Below are 20,351 nucleotides of genomic sequence, written 5' to 3'. Positions count from 1 at the left end.
GCCGGGTCTCAATTTCCTGTGGGAGCGAGCTTGCTCGCGATGCGATGCGAGAAAACCCGCGGTGCCGTGCAGCCGCCCTATCGCGAGCAAGCTCGCTCCTACAGAATCCAGACCAGCTCTCAGTCCTCTACCTGCATGTCGATCACCTTCAGTTCGGTGCCGCCGGTCGGCTGCAGCCGGTAGCCGCCGCAGTGCGCACACGGGTCGCCGCGCTGCGCGATCTGCACGGTGAGGCTGCAGTCCATGCACCAGGCTTCGCCCGGCGGTTCGTCGATGTCGATGCGCGCGCCGTCGAGCAGCGTGCCCGGGGCGATGGCTTCGAGCGCGAAGCGCAGCGCGCGCGACTCGACGCCGGCCAGCTGGCCCGCCTCCAGCCGCAGATGCGTGACGCGGGCGAAACGCTCGCGTTCGGCGGTGCGTTCGACCAGCTGCAGGATGCCGCCGGCCAGGCTGGCTTCATGCATGGGCCGCCTCCCGCACACCCGCCACCTCGTAGCGCACACAGGGGTCGTAGGCGGCCATCAGCAGCGCGACGCGACGCGCACAGTCGGGTGCCGCCGGGTCCAGCTTTTCGAGCGCGGCGGCCACCGCGCCGTCGGCATCGAAATTCCATTCAGTCGGCGCCAGCACGTGGCAGGCGGCAATGCGCGCGTCGTCGCCGTGACCGTCCAGCAGCACGTGATGCACGAGCAGACCGCGCGCCATTTCCGCCCAGGCCAGCCCCTCGCCCGGCGCCAGCGCGATGCGGCCGTTGCGCAGCCGGCCTTCGCCGCGGGGCAGCGCGAGACGCACCAGCTCGGCCAGCCGCGCGGCGAAGCGATCGGACGCCGAACGCGCCAGCGCGGAATCGGCCAGCCGCGTCCAGCAGCCGGTTTCGGCACAGGCCCCGTCGATGCGCGGGCGACGGGTGAAAGCGGGGTCCTGCTTCATTGCTGCGGCCAGCGAGCGCAGGCCGGTGTCACTGGCGTGCACATGCAGCGGCGGCGCCGCGGCGAGCGGGGCGTCGGCCAGCGCGGCGCTGTCGCGCAGCCCGCTGGCGAGCCAGGTCTGACCTGCGTCGCGCCAGTCGGCAAAGGCCTGTTGCGGTGCCCGCTCGAACGCCGCCAGCCACTGCGTCGGTGCGACGCCGAGCAGATGGTGCTGCATCCAGTCCGCGATGTTGTCGGTGCACGCGCCGTCGCGCAGCGCCGGACAGGCGGCCAGCGCGCGCGGCGCCTCAGCCGACGGCCCGGCGGGCAGCAGCGCCGGCCAGTCGAGCAGGATGCGGCGCAGGTGCTCGCGCAGCGTTTCGGCGCGCAAGGTGTCCGGCAGCGGCGCATCGCGGCCCTGCGCGGCATCGACCGCGGCGCGGGCGCACAGCCGGTGCGCGTGACTGCACAGGCTGAAAACGGCACCGAGCAGGTCGGGCAGCGACTGCGCCGGGCGACCGACAGCCAGCCGTGCCGCCCAGTCCGGACGCTGGCCGCTCAGCGCGGCCGGGCGCGGGGCGCCCGGTTGCACGCGCAACATGCCGGCCAGGGCGTCCAGCGACATCATGGCGTGCGGCTCCGCCCGAACAGGAAGCCGCGGCGGGCCGGTCGTTCCGGCTGTTCCGCCGCGTCCTTCGCCGCACCCGTCGCCACCTCGGGCAGCGGTTCGCGCAGCCGCGCGAGCACCGCCTGCGCGGTGGCGACGGCGGTGTCCTGCGACGCGAAATCGAACATCGGCGAGAACAGCGAACAGGCGTCGAAGGTGCCGATGGCGGCCTCGTGCGCGCCGATGAAGTCGAAGCGCTCGCGCCCGAGCGCCAGCCGGCGCGTGACACCGACACGGCCGAGCTCGTCCTCGCGTGCCAGCGGCAGGCGCAGCAGGTTCATGAACCACGGCGTCACCAGTACCCCGCTCGCCGCCGCCGGCAGGTCGGGCTCCGACGCACACAGCTCGAAACCGACCAGCTCGACGCGCAACGCCTCGTTCATGATCGGCAGCCCGGCCATGCGGGTGTCTGCGATCTGACGGAACAGCGCTTCGAGGGCGCTGAGGCGGTAGGCGAGCATCGGGTCGGTCATGTCTGCGGGTCTCGTGCGGCGATCAAGCTCAGTCGATCACCATGAACTGGTCGGCATCGCCGTCGCACTGCGGGCAGCGCCAGTGCGGCGGCAGGTCGGTGAATGCGGTGCCCGGCGCAATCTGCCACACCGGGTCGCCCTGCTGCGGGTCGTACACCCACCAGCAGATCTTGCATTCGAGCTTCGCATTGTCCGGCAACTTGCCGGCGTCGCCGAGATAGCTGCCTTCGAAGCGCACGTTCGCCGACATGATCAGTCGCCTTCCACCCAGGCCAGCACCTCGGTCAGACGCTCGAATGAATCCTCGAGATCCTCCTTCGCCGCCATCGCGACTTCCGGCAGCGCGGTCACTTCCACCGTGTTCAGGATGACCACGTCCTGCGAGTTGTAATAGACGACGCGCCAGGTATTGGGCACACGCGTGTTGGTGATGCGGCAGTTGCCGTAGCCGCGCGACAGGATGAGCACGCGGCCGGTGCCGAGGTGGTGGTCCATGAAGCCGATGTCCTCGTTCGACATCGGCAGCAGCGTCAGATTCACGACGTGCGCCGGCTTGCCCGGCTTCCAGCCGCGCCACTGGTCCTCGATCTCGGCCAGCAGCGCCGGCGCGTTCTGCACATTGGGCGGCAGCGCACCCTGCCAGCGCGGTACGGTGAACCACAGATCGTCGGCAGCCGAGGTGCGCAGCACCTGCGGTATGGCGCCGACCTCTATCGTGTCGGACACGACCCGGCCGTCGTCGCTGACGATGACGCGCCAGACGCCGGCGAACACCGACTCCTGCACCGCCACGTGGTGCGCGGCGTCGCCTTCGGTGCGCACCTGCGCACTCACCTCGCCCTCGCCCATGACCTGATTGATAAGCTTCAGGTCCTCGGCCGGCAGCCGGGTCAGGTCGATGCTGCGGTTGCGGCCGTCGTTGCGGGTGGCGCCGAGGCAGGCCAGCACGTCGCGCAGCGCCAGATGCGCCTGCTCGTGGCCGACCAGCTCTTCCGGCTCGGGCAGGATGGGCGGACGGAAGGTTTCCATGCCCTGCGGCATGTTGATGTACTGCAGCGTTTCGTCCTCGACCTGGGTGCCGGGGCCGATGACCGCAACCGGAATGGGAAATGCGGGAAACTCTTTCACGTGCCGTACTCCGCTCAGTGACAGGAAGAATCGGATGCGCTGCCATTGCGCACCGGGATGCCTATGGTGGGTGCGCGCGACGCGGGCATCGCCAGCGCTTCGGCGACGCGCTCGACATAGACATCCCAGTCGAGCATGCCGGACAGCACGGTGACGTACTGGCCGTCGCGCACGAACACCAGCGCCGGCCAGCGGATCGAGCCGTAGCGCTTGGCGATGGCGTCCTCGTGTTCGCGGGTGGCGACGCCGACGGCGAAGCGCTGCGCGAAATGCTGGCGCAGTTCGGGCAGCACGACCGCGACGTCGAGCGCTTCGGGGAAGCGCACCGGGTCGCCGGCGAGCAGGATGACGCGGTCGCCGCCGGCGGCCGCCCAGTCGGCGACATTGTCGGCGGTGAGCCAGGTCGCGCCGTGCGCACTGACCAGCCGGTCGATCAGCGGCGAGGAAGTGGTCGACTGAGTGGCCGGCGCGGCGACCGGCAGCGTGACCAGCGCCTCCGTTGATGCAATTTCGATGCTCATGCGATTTCTCCCTGCGTGTTGTCCTGCGTCGTGTCGTTCGCTTCCGCGCGGGCGCCGGACAGCGCCCGCAGTTGTTCGCTGCTCATTGCCGACGGCAGTGCGAAGGCGGCAGCGCCGTCACCGGCCTCGCCCTGCATGACGGATTCGATCAGGTCCAGCGTGGCGTCGATCTCCTGCGCCCGCTCGACCGCAATGCGTTCCTGCGCGCTGTCGAGGAAGACCAGCAGCCAGTCACCGACCGCGACGTCGCCGACCAGCGCAGTGCGCACGCGGCGCAGGCCGAGCCGGCCCACGCAGCGCGCGTGGCCCGGTTCGACAGCCATCACCTGCATCGGTATGCCCAGACACACGGCTCAGCCCTCCAGCGAAGGAAAGAAGCGCGCGTCGCCGCTGCGGCAGGCGAGCTCTTCCGGCGGACGCTCGCCTTCGTAGCGCGTCAGTTCGAGCTCGGCGAAGGTGATGCATTCGCGCTCGGTCAGCGGCGTGGTGCGCGGCACCGGCCGCGCGCCCCAGCGGCGCAGCGTGTCCAGGCCGAGCGCCAGCGCATCGTCCATCGCCCGGCGCACCGACGGCCGCAGGCTGCCGCCGTAGTCCTCCAGCTCTTCCGGCTGGCAGCCGATCAGCAGCACTTCGCGCGGGTACTGGCCGGTCAGCTGGGCCAGCATCAGCACCTCCTGGAAGCCGGTCTGGTGCAGGCTCATCTTCTTCGCGCCCATGAAGCGCGGCACGTCGTCGTTGGCGATGCACTTGAGCGTGCCAGGCTCGAGGCCGTAGTCGATGGCGTCGAAGATGAGCAGGCAGTCGGCCGCCTGCACGTGCTGCACGAGATAGAGACCCTGGGTGCCGCCGTCGATCAGCTGCACCTCCGGGGCGTCGTCTGCGCCGCCGTCGAACTCGACGCGCTGCTGCAGCGCTTCGACGCAGCGCACGCCGAAACCTTCGTCGGCCCACAGCACATTGCCGATGCCGAGCACGACGATGCTGTCACGGGGTGGGTGACAGCTGCATCCGGACGGATTCGGGTTCATGGTCGGACCTTCCTTCGGAAAAAATCAGTGAGCGCCGCGCGGGAGCGTGGCGTGAGGCGTGGCGCGCAGCGCCTTCCAGGCGTGGAAGCTGTCCCAGGCGGACTGCAGCGCCAGCCAGAAGGCGGCGTCCGTGCCGAACAGCAGGGCGCAGCGGATGGCGGTGTCGGGCGTCATCGCGCGCTGGCCATGCACGATCTCGTGCAGACGGCGGCGCGACATGCCGAGCGCGCGGGCGGCTTCGCTCTGCGACATGCCGAGCGGTTCGAGGAAATTGCGCGAAAGAAATCGTCCCGGATGCCACGGCGTACGCACCGGAATGCCGGCGGGTACGCGGTGCAGGGGTGACAGTCCGGGACGCAAGGGGTGCACAACGAGCCTTCTTTCGCGCGAGGAGGCGGTGGGCGTGTCCGCCGCTGCCGTGCTGCCTGCAAGCGAGGTGGCGGCGGACATCGCGTCAGTCCTTGAAGGTGCGGTGGCCGGAAATCATCGTGCTCACGACGCTGGAGCGACCCATGATGTCCTCGCGGATGGCCGCATAGACGTGCAGGATGATGAACACGACGAGCGCCCACATGCCGAGGTGGTGCCAGGTATGCACGTCCTGCGACTGGCCCATCAGCGGGATGACCCAGCCGAACAGCCGCTCCTGCCACGATCCCATCTGCGCGCCTTCGCCGTACAGCGCGAAGCCGGTCAGGATCATGAACACGGTGAGCACCAGGTAGCCGAAGAACATCGCGAAACGCGCCAGCGGGTTGTGGCCGACGTAGCGGCCTGGCCGCGGGCTGACGAAGGCGTACCACTTCAGCATGCCGAGCACCTCGACCCAGTAGGCCTTGGTCAGCAGCGGCACCCAGTACAGTTCGCGTGCATGGTGATTGCCGACGATGGCCCAGTAGGTGCGGCCGAGCAGACCGACCGCCAGCACGTAGCCGGCAGCGAAGTGGGCGAAGCGGATGTAGCCCATCAGGAAGTTGGCGCTGGCTTCGCCCGGCTGCGTCGGCAGCGGCGAGCCGATGAAGTAGCCGGTCAGCGCGAGCACCGTGATCGCCAGCGCGTTGATCCAGTGCCACACGCGCACCGGCGCCTCATACACATAGACCGACTTGATCGAGCGGCCGTGGGCAACCGCCCCCTCGTCGATGCCGGTGGCGTGGGACAGCTTTTCAGTAGTTGCGGACATCTGTCGTCTCCCGCGGTTGGGTGCTTCAGATGCGCGACGCGAACATGAACAGGCCGGCGGCACCGACACCTGCCGCCTGCACGCGCCAGACCCAGCCCGGCACGCGGGCCAGCCAGCTGCCGGCGACCAGACCGGCGGCGTGCAGCAGCGCCGAGCCGAGCACGAAGCCGGTGGCGTAGGCGGCGAAGGATGAACCCGCCGCCCATTCGGCGCCGTGCGCCACCCCATGCAGCGCACCGGCGGCAGCGACCAGTGCGAAGCCGGCGACTGCCGGCAGCTGGCGGCGCGCCAGCAGCAGCACGCCGAACAGTGCGACGCTGAGCGCGACACCGGCTTCGATGTATGCGCCGGCGCCCGTCTGCACGCCGATGAAGGCACCGGCCAGCAGCGCGAGCAGGAAGAAGGCCGGGCCGGCCAGGCGTTGTGCGGCGGGCAGCACGGCGGCCGACCAGAGGCCGACGGCGATCATCGCCAGCAGGTGATCGGCACCGGCGAAGGGATGCGCCAGACCGGCCGCAAGCCCGTGTGCGCCGTGGCCTTCATGCGCCTGTGCGACACCGGCTGCCAGCGCCAGGGCGGCCGCGACGGAGGCGCGGCGAACGAGGGACGTATTCATGTTTCCTCCTGATTTCGTTATGTCGTGGGCGCGCTTCAGCGCACCTTCACCGTGGTCAGTTCCTGGCCGTCCTCGCTCATCACATGCGTCGAGCAGGCGAGGCAGGGGTCGAACGAATGCAGCGTGCGCAGGATTTCGACCGGCTGTTCCGGATTCACCATCGGCGTATTCATCAGGCTGGCCTCGAAGGCGCCGATCTGGCCCTTGGTGTCACGCGGGCTGCCGTTCCAGGTGGTCGGCACGACGCACTGGTAGTTCTCGATGCGGCCGTCCTTGATGCGGATCCAGTGGCCCAGCATGCCGCGCGGCGCGGCGACGGTGCCGACGCCCTTGGCTTCCTTCGGCCAGGTCTTCGGGTCCCACTTCTCGACGTTGGCGGTGCTGGTGTCGCCGGCCTTGATGTTGCCGATCAGCTGCTTGTAGTCGTCCATCATCATTTCGGCGGCGTACTGGCTTTCCAGTGCGCGCGCCAGCGTGCGGCCGATGGTGGTGGGCAGCAGCTGCTTGGCGCTGAAGCTCGTCTCCGGCAGGCCGAGCGCCTTCGGTATCGCGCTGTTGATCGCCACCGCCGACTCGTCGATCTGCTGCTTCACGCGCTGGCACCACTTGTTGCCCTTGACGGCGTGCGCGTAGCCGAGGATGTAGCGCGACAGCGGACCGACCTCGACCGCGTGGCCGCGCCAGCGCGGCGACTTGATCCACGAGTACTTGGCGCTCTCGTCGATTTCCTCGATATTGGTGCGGCTGCCCTTGGTCTTGTCGCCGAGCACGTAGTTCGGTTCGGTCACGCCGTCCCACGGGTGCAGACCCTTGGATTCGTCGGCGTACTTGTACCAGCTGTGGTTGACGAACTCCTGCACCTGCTCCGGGTCGCGCGGGTCGATTTCGTGGATCTCGTCCCAGTTGCCATTGAGGATGACGCCGCCCGGCAGCTGATGCGTGCTGTGGTCGTAGGGCACCTTCTCGTAGGTGCCGTAGTCGGCCACGTTGGTCGCAGCCAGACCGCCGCCATACAGCCAGCCGGCCTGCTTGTAGATCGTGCCGATGGCGAGTACGTCCGGGATGTAGACGTTGTTGTTGAAATCGATCATTTCCTTGATGCGCGCCTCGACGAAGTTCAGGCGCTCCATCGTGATCGGCGCACCGACGGCGCCGTCGCCGTCGATGTTGATGGCGCACGGCACGCCACCGACCAGGTAGTTCGGGTGCGGGTTCTTGCCGCCGAAGATGGTGTGTACCTTGACCCATTCCTTCTGCAGGTCGAGCGCTTCGAGGTAGTGGGTGACCGCCATCAGGTTGGCTTCCGGCGGCAGCACATAGGCCTTGCTGCCCCAGTAGCCGTTCATGAAGGGGCCAAGCTGGCCGCTCTCGACGAACTTCTTCAGCCGGTTCTGGATGTCACGGAAATAGCCGGGCGAGGACAGCGGGTGAGACGGCGACACCAGCTGCTGCAGTTCGCTGGTCTTCTTCGGATCGGCCTTCAGCGCCGACACGACGTCCACCCAGTCGAGCGCGTGCAGGTGGTAGAAGTGCACCGCGTGGTCATGCACCTGTAGCGTCTTCGCCATCATTTCGCGGATCAGGTGCGCGTTCAGCGGAATCTTGATGCCGAGCGCGTCTTCCACCGCGCGCACCGAGGTCAGCGCGTGACAGCCGGTACAGACGCCGCAGATGCGCTCGACGAAGGCCCAGGCGTCGCGCGGGTCGCGACCCTTCAGGATGACTTCGAGGCCGCGCCACATGGTGCCGGTCGACACTGCGTTGCGGATGACGTTGTTGCTGTCGACATTCACCTCGCATCGCATGTGACCTTCGATGCGGGTGACCGGGTCGACGACGATGCGCCGGCCCGAGTTGTCCATGTTGAAACCCTGTGTTTCGTAAGCACCCATCTTCGTATCCTTTGCTGGAGCAGGGACTGCCCTCATCGACGCCAGCCCTCAGCGCTGGCGCGGGGGCAGGGTTCGCGATCAGTGATCGACCGTCGTCGTCGAGCCGTTGTCGTGCTTGTGCGAGGCGCGCTTGATCGCCGACACCGCGGCGTGCGCCACGGCGGCCGCACCGACCACGCCGGCAGCCGTCGCGCCGACCTGGTCGGCGTTGGCTTCGATGCCGAACTGGTGGATGTCGGTCAGGCGGTCGTAGAACGAACCCTTGTCCCAGAAGCCGTCTTCCGAGCAGCCGATACAGCCGTGGCCGGCCTGGATCGGGAAGCTCGTGCCTTCGTTCCAGCGCACGGTGGAGCAGGCGTTGTAGGTGGTCGGGCCCTTGCAGCCGACCTTGTAGAGGCAGTAGCCCTTGCGCGCGGACTCATCGTCCCAGGCCTCGACGAACTGGCCGGCGTCGAAGTGCGGACGGCGGTAGCACTTGTCGTGGATGCGCTGGCTGTAGAACATCTTCGGCCGGCCCTGGCGGTCCAGCTCGGGGATGCGGTCGAAGGTGAGCATGTAGGTGATGACGCCGGTCATCACCTCGGCGATCGGCGGACAGCCCGGCACCTTGATGATGGGCTTGTCGAAGATGACCTTGTGCACCGGGGTGGCCTGCGTCGGATTCGGCTTGGCCGCCTGCACGCAACCCCAGCTGGCACAGGAACCCCAGGAAATGATGGCCTTGGCGTCCTTGGCCACGTGCTTGAGCTGGTCGATGAAGGGCTTGCCGCCGATGATGCAGCTCATGCCATCCTGGTTCAGCGGCGGGTTGCCCTCGACCGCCAGGATGTAGTTGCCCTTGTACTTGGTCATGATCTCTTCGAGGATCGCTTCGGCCTGGTGCCCTGCGGCGGCCATCAGCGTGTCGTCGTAGTCGAGCGAGATCATCGACAGCACCACGTCCTTCGCCAGCGGGTGGGCCGAGCGGATGAAGGATTCGGAACAGCAGGTGCATTCCAGACCGTGCAGCCACAGCACCGGGGTGCGCGGCTTGGTTTCCATCGCGTGGGCGATCTGCGGCACGAAGGCCGGGCCGAGGCCGAGCGAGGTGGCGGTCAACGAACAGTACTTAAGGAAACTGCGGCGCGAGATGCCCTGCCGGCGCATCACCTCATAGAAGGTTTCCATCCTGGTCTCTCTCCTGTGCTTCTTGTTGTCTGGGGCCCCTCGCCTGCGCCGCACGCCATGTTTCCGGCGAGCCGTGTGCTCACGGACCTCGAAACACCTCGGACGAACCGTCGATTCGCACGGGTGGGTGGTGGCTACTAACAAGTTGCGGGCCAGTCGACTTTTCTGCGCCGCAGCAAAAATATTGATGCAGATCAAGGCATTGATCTGCATCGGAAAAGATATGCGCAGTGAAGTTGAGGCGGAGGGGCGTCGACGGACGGTGGTGCAAGCACATCTGCCGGTTTCCGCCTGTATCCGGCAAGCGCGCTTCCACCGGGCGCTCCACCGTGGGAGCGGCCTTGGCCGCGACAGGGCCATTGCCGTCCGCCGGCTTCGCTTCAGGCCGCCGTCGGGGTCAGAAGACCCCTCCCACAGAATCCGTGCCGGGGCCTCACAGCGGAAACCCGACATACCGGCAAGCTGCCTCAGTGGATTAGAATCCCGACCCTCCGAACGGACCCGTCCGCCCGGAACACCCGCAGGTTCTGTCCAGCCGCCGCCACAAGCGGGGGTGCAAATCTGTCGTCTACCCCACTGAAACGGAGAGATCACCGTGTCCGGCCTTCTGCCCAATGTCGATCCCGAGGGACTGCTCGAATATTCGGTCGTCTACACCGACCGTGCGCTGAACCACATGTCTGTCGCCTTCCAGGGCGTCATGAAAGACATTTCGCGCGTTCTGAAGCAGGTCTACAACGCCAAGTCGGCCGTCGTCGTGCCGGGTAGCGGCACCTTCGGCATGGAAGCCGTGGCGCGCCAGTTCGCCACCGACCAGAAGGTGATGGTGATCCGCAACGGCTGGTTCAGCTTCCGCTGGACGCAGATCTTCGACATGGGCCGCATCCCGTCTGAACAGATCGTGCTGAAGGCGCGTCAGCCGGAGCCGGGTTCGCAGAAGGCGTTCGCGCCGGCGCCGGTCAAGGAAGTGGTCGCCGCCATCCTCGAACAGAAGCCCGCCGTGGTGTTCGCGCCGCAGGTCGAAACCTCGGCCGGCATGCTGCTGCCGGACGACTACCTGCGTGAGGTCGCCGCCGCGGTGCGCGAGGTCGACGGCCTGTTCGTGGTCGATGCCATCGCCGCCGGCACGCTGTGGGTGGACATGGGTGCGCTCGGCATCGACATCGTCGTGTCGGCCCCGCAGAAAGGCTGGAGCGGTTCGCCCTGCGCCGGTCTGGTCATGCTGGGCGAACGCGCCCGTGCGCGCATCGACAGCACCACCAGCACCAGCTACGCCGCCGACCTGAAGAAGTGGCTGCAGATCATGGAAGCCTACGAGAACGGCGGCCACGCCTATCACGCGACGCTGCCGACCGACGCGCTGACCAAGCTGCGCGACGTGATGCTGGAAACCGAGCGCTACGGCTTCGACAAGGTGAAGGCCAACCAGATCGAACTGGGCCGCCAGATCCGCGCGCTGCTGGAAGCCAAGGGCTTCGACAGCGTCGCCGCCGAAGGCTTCAAGGCCCCCTGCGTGGTGGTGAGCTACACCAGCGATCCGGATATCCAGTCGGGCAAGAAGTTCACCGCCCAGGGCCTGCAGATCGCCGCCGGCGTACCGCTGCAGGTGGACGAACCGGCCGACTTCCGCACCTTCCGCGTCGGCCTGTTCGGCCTCGACAAGCTGCAGAACGTCGAGCGCACCGTGCAGAACTTCAAGACGGCGCTGGACAAGGTCGCCGGCTGAGAATCCGGCCGCAGGCGAGGTCGGGTTATGCGGGCGGGGTCTTCTGACCCCGACAGCAGCCTGCATCTAAGCCTGCGGACGGCAAAGGCCCTGTCGCGGCCAAGGCCGCTCCCACAGAGGCGGGCGCCAGACTCGCGGTCGGTGGCCGGAGCCGGGTTTTTCTGTGGGAGGGGTCTTCTGACCCCGACTGCGGCCTGTATCGAAGCCTGCGGACTGCAGTGGCTGCGTCGCGGCCAAGGCCGCTCCCACAGGGATCGCGCACAATCGGCGGCGGGAGCCGGGATTCGTGGGAGCGAGCTTGCTCGCGATTACGGCCTGAAACGAAGTCTGCGGCGAGCCAAAGCCGCATCGCGAGCAAGCTCGCTCCCACACAAGCACTTCCGGGTTGCGGCGACGGACGGGCCTTAGCCGGACAGCGGCGGAAGATCGGCCCCGGTGCCGGCCGCACACACCTGCATCGCCAGCCCCGGCGCGCGGGAAAGCTGATCCTGCACGTGCTGCTGGCCGTGGTCGATCAGGAAACGCTCGAACTCCTCGCCGATGCGGGTGAGCTGGCGCGACGCCAGCCGGATCACGTACCACTCGCGCTCGATCGGGTTGCCGGCCACCGGCAGCAGCGCCAGTTCGCCGGACTCGAGCTCGTGCCGGCAGATGTGCTGCGACATGAAGGCGAGGCCGAAGCCGGCGGCGCACATCTGCTTGATCGCCTCGTTGCTCGACAGCTCGGAACCGATGCGCAGTGACAGATCCGCCTCGCGGAACAGCTGTTCCAGCGTGGTGCGGGTGCCGGAGCCGCGTTCGCGCACCAGCAGGTCTTCCTTCGCCAGGTCACGCAGCGTCAGCCGCTTGCGCGCCATCAGCGGGTGCGTCGGCGCGGCGACGAAGGCCATGGTGTGACGGGCAAAGGGCGTCGCCACCGTTTTCAGGTCTTTCGGCGGCCGGCCCATGATGACCAGATCGACCTCCTGCGTGGTCAGCAGGCGCACGATCTCGTCGCGGTTGCCAACCTTGAGCTTCACCTCGACATTCGGCTGTTCGCGTGCGAACACCACCAGCATGCGCGGAACCAGATACTCGGCGGTGGTGACCACGCCGATGCGCAGCCGGCGCGACACGACGCCGCGATAGGCGGCCATCTCGTCGCCCACCTCGCGCCACAGGTCGAGAATGCGCGCCGCGTAATCGGCCATCAGCTCGCCGGCGCCGGTCAGCCGGATGCCGCGGCCCTCGCGTTCCAGCAGCGGCGTGCCGGCCGACTCTTCGAGCAGCTTGAGCTGTATCGACACCGCCGGCTGGGTCAGGTGGATTTCGCTGGCCGCGCGCGACACGCTGCCCAGACGGGCGACCGCGTGCAGCGCTGAGAGCTGGCGTAGCGTGGCGTTCTTGAGCATGGGCAATCTCCTGCGGGCCGGAAAGGGACATCCGGACCATTACAAGTTGCGCGCCAGCCTGGTCACGAGGCCGCAGGAACCGGCCTCATGATTGCCAAGTCATTGATAAACAAAAACTGATGTATGCAGTGACGCGCCGCCGCAGCGCCCCCTTCCGGCAGCGCGCATTGCAGCCGGAGCGCCGCACCGCAAGCGGCGCTTGCAGCGTGCGCGACCGATGCGGCAACGCAGCATCCACTTCCCGGCCTCCGCTGAACATAAGCCTAACTTAATCGAACAAGGAAAAAAACAAACTTTTCTTATCCATCACCCTTCCCCAGACTGGATTCAAAGCCGGGCTCCCACCGGCCAACACCGCATCCAACAGGAGGAAGACATGGGCGACATGAACACGCCGCAGCAGATCACCGACGCCAAGAAGCGCTACTCGGCCGGCGTCCTGAAATACGCGCAGATGGGTTACTGGGACGGCGACTATGTGCCGAAGGACACGGACATCCTGGCGCTGTTCCGCATCACGCCGCAGGACGGCGTGGACCCGATCGAAGCGGCCGCGGCAGTGGCCGGCGAATCGAGCACCGCGACCTGGACCGTGGTGTGGACCGACCGCCTGACCGCCTGCGACATGTATCGCGCCAAGGCCTACCGCGTCGATCCGGTGCCCAACACGCCGGGCCAGTACTTCTGTTACGTCGCCTACGACCTGTCGCTGTTCGAGGAAGGGTCGATCGCCAACGTGACCGCGTCGATCATCGGCAACGTGTTCTCGTTCAAGCCGCTGAAGGCGGCCCGCCTCGAGGACATGAAATTCCCGGTGTCCTACGTGAAAACCTTCGCCGGCCCGCCGACCGGCATCGTGGTCGAGCGCGAGCGCCTGGACAAGTTCGGCCGCCCGCTGCTGGGCGCCACCACCAAGCCCAAGCTGGGCCTCAGTGGCCGCAACTACGGTCGCGTGGTCTACGAGGGCCTGAAGGGCGGCCTCGATTTCATGAAGGACGACGAGAACATCAACTCGCAGCCCTTCATGCACTGGCGCGACCGCTTCCTGTTCGTGATGGACGCGGTGAACAAGGCCTCCGCCGCCACCGGCGAGGTGAAGGGCAGTTACCTCAACGTCACCGCCGGCACGATGGAAGAAATGTACCGCCGCGCCGAATTCGCCAAAGAACTGGGCTCGGTCATCATCATGATCGACCTCGTGGTGGGCTGGACCGCCATCCAGTCGATGTCGAACTGGTGCCGCCAGAACGACATGGTGCTGCACATGCACCGCGCCGGTCACGGCACCTATACGCGGCAGAAGAACCACGGCGTGAGCTTCCGCGTGATCGCCAAGTGGCTGCGCCTGGCCGGCGTCGACCATCTGCACACCGGCACCGCCGTCGGCAAGCTCGAAGGCGACCCGCTCACCGTGCAGGGCTACTACAACGTGTGCCGCGACACCCACACCAAGGTCGACCTGCCGCGCGGCATCTTCTTCGACCAGGACTGGGGCGCGCTGCGCAAGGTGATGCCGGTGGCGTCCGGCGGCATCCACGCCGGCCAGATGCACCAGCTGCTGGACCTGTTCGGCGATGACGTCGTGCTGCAATTCGGCGGCGGCACGATCGGCCATCCGCAGGGCATCCAGGCCGGCGCCACCGCCAACCGCGTGGCGCTGGAAGCGATGGTGCTGGCGCGCAACGAGGGCCGCGACATCAAGGCCGAAGGCCCGCAGATCCTGCGCGACGCCGCCAAGTGGTGCACGCCGCTCGCGGCCGCCCTCGATACCTGGGGCGACATCACCTTCAACTACACCTCGACCGACACCTCGGACTTCGTGCCGACACCGTCCGTCGTCTGACCCGCTTCACTCCTGTGGGAGCGAGCTTGCTCGCGATTCCGGCCTCGAATCGCCGCCGGAAGATTGATGCCGAAGGCATAGAGAGCAGAGCGCGCTCCCACAGAACCGCTACGTCATCGAATTCAGGAGAAATACCATGCGCATCACCCAAGGCACCTTTTCCTTCCTGCCCGACCTGACCGACGCGCAGATCCGCGCCCAGGTCGAGTACTGCCTGGCCAATGGCTGGGCGATCGGCATCGAATACACCGACGATCCGCATCCGCGCAACACCTTCTGGGACATGTTCGGCAATCCCATGTTCGACGTGCATGACGCGGCGGCGATCATGATGGAAGTGAAGGCCTGCCGCGACACCTTCCCGCAGCGCTACATCCGCGTCACGGCCTTCGACTCGACGCACGGCACCGAGTCGGTCGTGCTGTCCTTCATCGTCAATCGTCCGGACGCCGAGCCGGGCTTCCGCCTCGTCCGCACCGAAGAGCCGGGCCGCACGCTGCGCTACTCGATCGAGAGCTACGCCGTGCAGGCACACCCGGAAGGCGCGCGCTACTGAGCGCCGCTGCACGCATCCGCAGAGCCACGGAGGACCGCTGCCTTCCGGCTCTCGCGGACCCGCACTTCTTGAGTTGAGAGGCAGACACCATGGACACCGCCACCCTCGCCCCCGCCGGCGACCACCTCGAAACGGCCAGCTCGCCGCGTTCGATGTTCGCCTCGTCCGGCGTACAGGCGCTGCTCGAACAGCTCGACGCCGAGCTGGTCGGGCTGGCGCCGGTCAAGGGCCGCATCCGCGACATCGCGGCGCTGCTGCTGATAGACCGGCTGCGCGCGCAGCAGGGCCTGCAGTCGCAGCCGCCGTCGCTGCACATGTGCTTCACCGGCAACCCGGGCACCGGCAAGACCACGGTCGCGCTGCGCATGGCCGAGGTGCTGCGCCAGCTCGGCTACGTGCGCAAGGGCCACCTGGTGGCGGTGACGCGCGACGACCTGGTCGGCCAGTTCATCGGCCACACCGCGCCCAAGACCAAGGAAGTGATCAAGAAGGCGATGGGCGGCGTGCTGTTCATCGACGAGGCCTACTACCTGTACCGGCCGGAGAACGAGCGCGACTACGGCCAGGAGGCGATCGAAATCCTGCTGCAGGTGATGGAGAACCACCGCGACGACCTGGTGGTGATCCTCGCCGGTTACCGCGACCGCATGGACACCTTCTTCTCCAGCAACCCCGGCATGGCCTCCCGCATCGCACACCACATCGACTTCCCGGACTACAGCGAGGACGAGCTGATGCGCATCGCCGAGCTGATGCTGTCCGGCCTGAACTACCGCTTCGACGGCGACGCGCACGAGGCCTTCGCGCGCTACGTGCGGCTGCGCCGCCAGCAGCCGCACTTCGCGAATGCGCGTTCGGTGCGCAACGCGCTCGACCGCATCCGCCTGCGCCACGCCACCCGGCTGTTCGACCTCGATGCGGCGCCGACGCGCGACGCGCTGTGCACGCTGGAAGCCGGCGACGTGCTGGCCAGCCGCGTGTTCGCCGCCAACGGAAAGGACGATTTCCATGCGTCTTGATGCCCTCATCTTCGACGTCGACGGCACGCTGGCCGACACCGAAGAAGCCCACCGCACCGCCTTCAACCTCGCCTTCGAACAGCTCGGCACCGGCTGGAAGTGGTCGCGCACCGATTACCGCCGCCTGCTGTCGACCACCGGCGGCAAGGAACGCATCGCGCGCCACATCGCCTCGCTCGACCTGACCGACGGCGAGCGTGCCGAGCTCGTCGCGCGCATTCCGCACATGCACGCGGCCAAGACCCGCTTCTACAGCGCGGTGGTGCGCGACGGCGCGGTGCCGCTGCGGCCGGGCATCGTGCGGCTGCTCGACGAAGCTGCCACGACCGGCTGCCGGCTGGCCATCGCCAGCACCACCACCGCGGTGAATATCGACGCGCTGCTGCACGCCACGCTGGGCACGCGCGCGCTCGACCTGTTCGGCGTCATCGCCTGCGGCGACCAGGTGGCCGCGAAGAAACCGGCGCCCGACATCTACCTGCTGGCGCTGCAGCACCTCGGCGTGCGCGCCGACCACGCCATCGCCTTCGAGGACTCCGCCAACGGCCTGCGCGCCGCGACGGCGGCCGGTCTGTGGACCGTGGTCACGCCCACCTTCTGGACCGAGGACCACAACTTCGACGACGCCGGACTGGTGCTGCCGCAGCTGGGCGACCCGCAGACGCCCCTGGCCGGCGAACCGGGCGGCCGCCTGCGCGAGTGCGCCTGGCTGTCCTTCGCCGAACTGAGCAGCCTGCGCGAAGAGGCGCTGTCATGAGCGTGCGCATCGCCCCCAGCCTGCTGTCGGCCGACTTTGCACGGCTGGGCGAAGAGGTCACGGCCGTGATCGAAGCCGGCGCCGACCTCATCCATTTCGACGTGATGGACAACCACTACGTGCCCAATCTGACGGTCGGGCCGCTGGTCTGTCAGGCGATCCGACCCTACGCCACGGTGCCGATCGACGTGCACCTGATGGTGAAGCCGGTCGATGCGCTGATCCCGATGTTCGCCGAGGCCGGCGCTTCCATCATTTCCTTCCACCCGGAGGCGAGCGAGCACATCGACCGCACGCTGCAGCTCATCCGCAGCCACGGCGTGAAGGCCGGGCTGGTGCTGAATCCGGCGACGCCGCTCAACGTGCTCGACCACGTGCTGGAACAGCTGGACCTCGTGCTGCTGATGTCGGTGAACCCCGGTTTCGGCGGCCAGCGCTTCATCGAGTCCGCATTGCCCAAGATCGAGGCGGTGCGCCGCCGCATCGACGACTGCGGCCGCGACATCTGGCTCGAGGTCGATGGCGGCGTCAATGCCGACAACGCCGCCCGCGTAGCCGCGGCCGGCGCTGACACGCTGGTCGCCGGCTCCGCCGTATTCACCGGCGGCCGCTACGCCGATTCCATCCGCACGCTGCGCGAACGCGCCCTCGCCGGCCGCGCGCGGACCTTTGCACACGAGTCCTCCCATGCCTGACAAGAACATCCCCGACCTGAGCCGCATCCACGCCATCGCCTTCGACCTCGACGGCACGCTGGTCGACAGTGCCGCCGACATCTGGCACGCGCTGAACTTCGGCCTGTCGCAGGCCGGCCTGCCCAATGTCGACCTCGTCACCGTGCGTGGCTGGATAGGCGGCGGACCGGACAAGCTGATCTCGCGCGCAATCGACCACCTCGGCCTCGCACACAGCGACGGCACGCTGCACGCCCGCCTGCGCGCCGACTTCGACCGCGCCACGCTGGAGGCGCCGCTCGATCACGGCACGGTCTATGACGGCATCGAGGAAATGGTCGAAGGCCTGTACGCCATCTGCCCGCTGGTGGTGGTGACCAACAAGCCGACGCCACTCGCCCGCGCGGTGCTCGCCGCCGCCGGCCTGCTGCCCTTCATGTCCGCGGTCTACGGCGGCGACCGCAGCGAACTGCTCAAGCCCTCGCCGGCCATGCTCGACGCCGCCGCCGCACGCCTCGCGGTGAAGCCGGCGCAACTGCTGATGGTCGGCGACAGCTCGGCCGACCTGCTGGCGGCGCAGGCCGCCGGTTGCCCGGTCGCGCTGGTGGGCTGGGGCTACGGCACCGCGGGCGGTCACCACGCCAGCGCACCCGGCGTCACGCCCTGGCCGGTCAGCGCGCCGTCGCAGCTGCTCGCGCAGATGAGCGCGCGCTTCGAGGAAGAGACCGAGTAGGCAGCACACGCATACCGGCGCAGCACCGCACAGACGGCGCGCGCATCCACGCATTCACATCAAGGGAGGAGAGTCTCATGCCCACAGGCGGACGCACCACGCTGGTCCAGTACCTGATCGAAGAACGCCGCCGTCACCCGGAGGCGACCGGCGACCTCAACGCGCTGATCACCGACGTCGCGCTCGCCTGCAAGGCGATTTCGCGCAAGGTGGCCTTCGGCGGCCTGGCCGGTGTCCTCGGTTCGGCCGGCAGCGGCAACGTGCAGGGCGAGGAACAGAAGACGCTGGACGTGCTCAGCAACCAGATCTTCCTGCGCGCCAACGAGTGGGGCGGCCACGTCGCCGCGATGGCGTCGGAAGAGCTGGACGACATATCGCTGCCGCCGGGCCAGTACCCGCGCGGCAAATACCTGCTCGCCTTCGACCCGCTGGACGGTTCGTCCAACATCGACGTGAACGTGTCGGTCGGCAGCATCTTCTCGATCACCCGCGCGCCCGACCCGGCGCGCGAGGCGACCGCTGCCGACTTCCTGCAGCCGGGCCGCGAACAGGTGTGCGCCGGCTACGCGATCTACGGCCCGTCCACCATGCTGGTGATCACGCTGGGCAGCGGCACGCACGCATTCACGCTGGACCCGGTGCTCGGCGAATGGGTGCTCAGCCACCCGAACCTGTCGGTGCCGCGCAGCACGCGCGAGTTCGCGATCAACGCGTCGAACAGCCGCTTCTGGGAGCCGGCGGTGCGCCGTTACGTCGACGAATGCCTGGCCGGCCGCACCGGCCCGCGCGAGGCCGATTTCAACATGCGCTGGATCGCCTCGCTGGTGGCGGAAACCCACCGCATCCTGATGCGCGGCGGCGTCTTCCTGTACCCGAAAGACAACAAGGATCCGGCCAAGCCCGGCCGCCTGCGCCTGCTGTACGAAGCCAGCCCGATCTCCTTCCTGATCGAACAGGCCGGCGGCATGGCCAGCACCGGCCGCAGCCGTCTGATGGACGTGCAGCCGGACGCGCTGCACCAACGCATCGGCTTCGTGTTCGGCTCGGCCGACGAGGTCGAGCGCATCGAGGCTTACCACCGCGAACCGCCTGCCGACACCTTCCAGTCGCCGCTGTTCGGCAAGCGCGGCCTGTTCGCCGACATCGTCTGAACGCACACCCGATTCCGCATCCTTCCGCGAGGTCTTCCATGTCCGCGAAACACCCCATCGTCGCCATCACCGGTTCGTCCGGTGCCGGCACCTCGTCGGTCACCCGCACCTTCGAGAACATCTTCCGCCGCGAGAACGTGTCGGCCGCCATCATCGAGGGCGACAGCTACCACCGCTACGATCGCGCCGAAATGAAGAAGGCCATGGCCGAAGCAGAGGCCGGCGGCCGTCCGCACTTCAGCCACTTCGGCGAGGACGCCAACCTGTTCGCCGAGCTCGAACAGCTGTTCCGCGACTACTCGGAGAGCGGCAGCGGCCGCAGCCGCAAATACCTGCACAACGACGAGGAAGCCGCGCCCTACCAGCAGCCGGCCGGCACCTTCACGCCGTGGGAGCCGCTGCCGGACAGCGAACTGCTGTTCTACGAGGGCCTGCACGGCGGCGTGAAGACAGAACATGTTGATGTATCCCGGTACGCCGACCTGCTGATCGGCGTGGTGCCTGTCATCAACCTCGAGTGGATCCAGAAGATCCACCGGGACCGCAGCACCCGCGGCTATTCCACCGAAGCCGTGACCGACGTCATCCTGCGCCGCATGCACGACTACGTGCATTACATCTGTCCGCAGTTCACGCGCACCCACATCAACTTCCAGCGCGTGCCGGTGGTGGATACCAGCGACCCCTTCATCGCGCGGACGATTCCGACCGCCGACGAAAGCCTGGTGGTGATCCGCTTCGCCAATCCGCGCGGCTTCGACTTCCCCTACCTGCTCAGCATGCTGCACGACTCCTTCATGTCGCGCGCCAACACGCTGGTGGTGCCGGGCGGAAAGATGGAACTGGCGATGCAGCTCATTTTCACGCCGATGATCCTGCGCCTGATCGAACGCCGCCGTCAGCTGCGCGCCGCCTGAC

23 protein-coding genes are annotated in these 20,351 nt (G+C 67.7%); 9 read left to right on the top strand and 14 right to left on the bottom strand.

Going from position 1 to position 20,351, the window contains the following annotated elements:
• Window positions 1-119: 119 nt before the first annotated feature.
• The 13 genes from hypA to METRZ18153_RS0100150 form a co-directional block, all read right to left on the bottom strand.
• Window positions 120-464: a hydrogenase maturation nickel metallochaperone HypA gene (gene hypA / locus METRZ18153_RS0100210; RefSeq protein ID WP_020162833.1), complete on the bottom strand. Its 345-nt coding sequence runs from the start codon at window positions 462-464 to the stop codon at window positions 120-122.
• On the bottom strand, window positions 457-1,536 hold the full coding sequence (locus METRZ18153_RS0100205; RefSeq protein ID WP_020162832.1) for a hypothetical protein: 1,080 nt from the start codon (window positions 1,534-1,536) through the stop codon (window positions 457-459). The genes hypA and METRZ18153_RS0100205 overlap by 8 nt, the downstream gene beginning before the upstream one ends.
• On the bottom strand, window positions 1,533-2,048 hold the full coding sequence (gene hybE, locus METRZ18153_RS0100200) for a [NiFe]-hydrogenase assembly chaperone HybE (protein ID WP_020162831.1): 516 nt from the start codon (window positions 2,046-2,048) through the stop codon (window positions 1,533-1,535). Before hybE ends, METRZ18153_RS0100205 begins: the two co-directional genes overlap by 4 nt.
• A gap of 28 nt (window positions 2,049-2,076) precedes the next feature.
• The gene (locus METRZ18153_RS20945; protein ID WP_020162830.1) at window positions 2,077-2,298 is read right to left on the bottom strand and encodes a rubredoxin; all 222 of its coding nucleotides are present in this window, start codon (window positions 2,296-2,298) and stop codon (window positions 2,077-2,079) included.
• A 2-nt stretch (window positions 2,299-2,300) separates the two neighbouring features.
• Entirely contained in the window at window positions 2,301-3,176 is an 876-nt protein-coding gene (locus tag METRZ18153_RS0100190; protein WP_020162829.1) for a hydrogenase expression/formation protein, read from the bottom strand.
• 14 nt (window positions 3,177-3,190) lie between these two features.
• On the bottom strand, window positions 3,191-3,697 hold the full coding sequence (locus METRZ18153_RS0100185) for a thioredoxin domain-containing protein (RefSeq protein ID WP_020162828.1): 507 nt from the start codon (window positions 3,695-3,697) through the stop codon (window positions 3,191-3,193).
• On the bottom strand, window positions 3,694-4,047 hold the full coding sequence (locus METRZ18153_RS0100180) for a HypC/HybG/HupF family hydrogenase formation chaperone (RefSeq protein ID WP_029143452.1): 354 nt from the start codon (window positions 4,045-4,047) through the stop codon (window positions 3,694-3,696). Before METRZ18153_RS0100180 ends, METRZ18153_RS0100185 begins: the two co-directional genes overlap by 4 nt.
• 3 nt (window positions 4,048-4,050) lie before the next feature.
• A complete protein-coding gene (locus METRZ18153_RS0100175) occupies window positions 4,051-4,725 on the bottom strand; it encodes a HyaD/HybD family hydrogenase maturation endopeptidase (RefSeq protein WP_020162826.1) in 675 nt (224 codons plus the stop codon).
• A gap of 24 nt (window positions 4,726-4,749) precedes the next feature.
• Window positions 4,750-5,175: a HigA family addiction module antitoxin gene (locus METRZ18153_RS0100170; protein ID WP_157257167.1), complete on the bottom strand. Its 426-nt coding sequence runs from the start codon at window positions 5,173-5,175 to the stop codon at window positions 4,750-4,752.
• A gap of 4 nt (window positions 5,176-5,179) precedes the next feature.
• Entirely contained in the window at window positions 5,180-5,908 is a 729-nt protein-coding gene (cybH, locus tag METRZ18153_RS0100165) for a Ni/Fe-hydrogenase, b-type cytochrome subunit (RefSeq protein ID WP_020162824.1), read from the bottom strand.
• A 25-nt stretch (window positions 5,909-5,933) separates the two neighbouring features.
• A complete protein-coding gene (locus METRZ18153_RS0100160) occupies window positions 5,934-6,524 on the bottom strand; it encodes a HupE/UreJ family protein (RefSeq protein WP_020162823.1) in 591 nt (196 codons plus the stop codon).
• Window positions 6,525-6,559: 35 nt separating this feature from the next.
• Window positions 6,560-8,416 (bottom strand): nickel-dependent hydrogenase large subunit, encoded by a 1,857-nt coding sequence (locus METRZ18153_RS0100155; RefSeq protein WP_020162822.1) that lies wholly within the window; start codon window positions 8,414-8,416, stop codon window positions 6,560-6,562.
• Between the two features lie 78 nt (window positions 8,417-8,494).
• Complete coding sequence (locus METRZ18153_RS0100150; protein ID WP_019916030.1) at window positions 8,495-9,583, bottom strand: hydrogenase small subunit; 1,089 nt, start codon at window positions 9,581-9,583, stop codon at window positions 8,495-8,497.
• Between the two features lie 595 nt (window positions 9,584-10,178).
• Between METRZ18153_RS0100150 and METRZ18153_RS0100145 the strand changes: the two genes are divergently transcribed.
• On the top strand, window positions 10,179-11,309 hold the full coding sequence (locus METRZ18153_RS0100145; RefSeq protein ID WP_020162821.1) for an aminotransferase class V-fold PLP-dependent enzyme: 1,131 nt from the start codon (window positions 10,179-10,181) through the stop codon (window positions 11,307-11,309).
• A gap of 404 nt (window positions 11,310-11,713) precedes the next feature.
• On the opposite strand, the gene METRZ18153_RS0100140 is transcribed toward METRZ18153_RS0100145, so the two are convergent.
• Window positions 11,714-12,700, bottom strand: coding sequence for a LysR family transcriptional regulator (locus METRZ18153_RS0100140; RefSeq protein ID WP_020162820.1), 987 nt, complete (start codon window positions 12,698-12,700; stop codon window positions 11,714-11,716).
• Between the two features lie 376 nt (window positions 12,701-13,076).
• On the opposite strand from METRZ18153_RS0100140, the gene METRZ18153_RS0100135 reads away from it, so the two are divergent.
• The 8 genes from METRZ18153_RS0100135 to METRZ18153_RS0100100 all read left to right on the top strand — a co-directional run bounded on the left by METRZ18153_RS0100135 (window position 13,077) and on the right by METRZ18153_RS0100100 (window position 20,350).
• A complete protein-coding gene (locus METRZ18153_RS0100135; protein ID WP_020162819.1) occupies window positions 13,077-14,543 on the top strand; it encodes a form I ribulose bisphosphate carboxylase large subunit in 1,467 nt (488 codons plus the stop codon).
• Between the two features lie 136 nt (window positions 14,544-14,679).
• The gene (locus METRZ18153_RS0100130; protein ID WP_020162818.1) at window positions 14,680-15,099 is read left to right on the top strand and encodes a ribulose bisphosphate carboxylase small subunit; all 420 of its coding nucleotides are present in this window, start codon (window positions 14,680-14,682) and stop codon (window positions 15,097-15,099) included.
• Between the two features lie 89 nt (window positions 15,100-15,188).
• Window positions 15,189-16,118 (top strand): CbbX protein, encoded by a 930-nt coding sequence (cbbX, locus tag METRZ18153_RS0100125; protein WP_020162817.1) that lies wholly within the window; start codon window positions 15,189-15,191, stop codon window positions 16,116-16,118.
• Window positions 16,108-16,875, top strand: coding sequence for an HAD-IA family hydrolase (locus METRZ18153_RS0100120; RefSeq protein ID WP_020162816.1), 768 nt, complete (start codon window positions 16,108-16,110; stop codon window positions 16,873-16,875). The genes cbbX and METRZ18153_RS0100120 overlap by 11 nt, the downstream gene beginning before the upstream one ends.
• Window positions 16,872-17,570 carry a ribulose-phosphate 3-epimerase gene (rpe, locus tag METRZ18153_RS0100115; RefSeq protein ID WP_020162815.1) on the top strand — a complete coding sequence of 233 codons (699 nt, stop codon included), beginning with the start codon at window positions 16,872-16,874 and terminating at the stop codon, window positions 17,568-17,570. Before METRZ18153_RS0100120 ends, rpe begins: the two co-directional genes overlap by 4 nt.
• Window positions 17,563-18,282 (top strand): HAD-IA family hydrolase, encoded by a 720-nt coding sequence (locus METRZ18153_RS0100110; protein WP_020162814.1) that lies wholly within the window; start codon window positions 17,563-17,565, stop codon window positions 18,280-18,282. Before rpe ends, METRZ18153_RS0100110 begins: the two co-directional genes overlap by 8 nt.
• Window positions 18,283-18,359: 77 nt before the next feature.
• Entirely contained in the window at window positions 18,360-19,433 is a 1,074-nt protein-coding gene (locus METRZ18153_RS0100105; RefSeq protein WP_020162813.1) for a class 1 fructose-bisphosphatase, read from the top strand.
• A 38-nt stretch (window positions 19,434-19,471) separates the two neighbouring features.
• Entirely contained in the window at window positions 19,472-20,350 is an 879-nt protein-coding gene (locus METRZ18153_RS0100100) for a phosphoribulokinase (RefSeq protein WP_020162812.1), read from the top strand.
• The last annotated feature ends 1 nt before the right edge of the window (window position 20,351 follow it).

The sequence above is a fragment of the Methyloversatilis discipulorum genome (assembly GCF_000385375.1).
GTDB lineage: Bacteria > Pseudomonadota > Gammaproteobacteria > Burkholderiales > Rhodocyclaceae > Methyloversatilis > Methyloversatilis discipulorum_A.
Note: the sequence above shows the minus strand (reverse complement) of the source record. Positions and strands in the feature narration are given on the sequence as shown.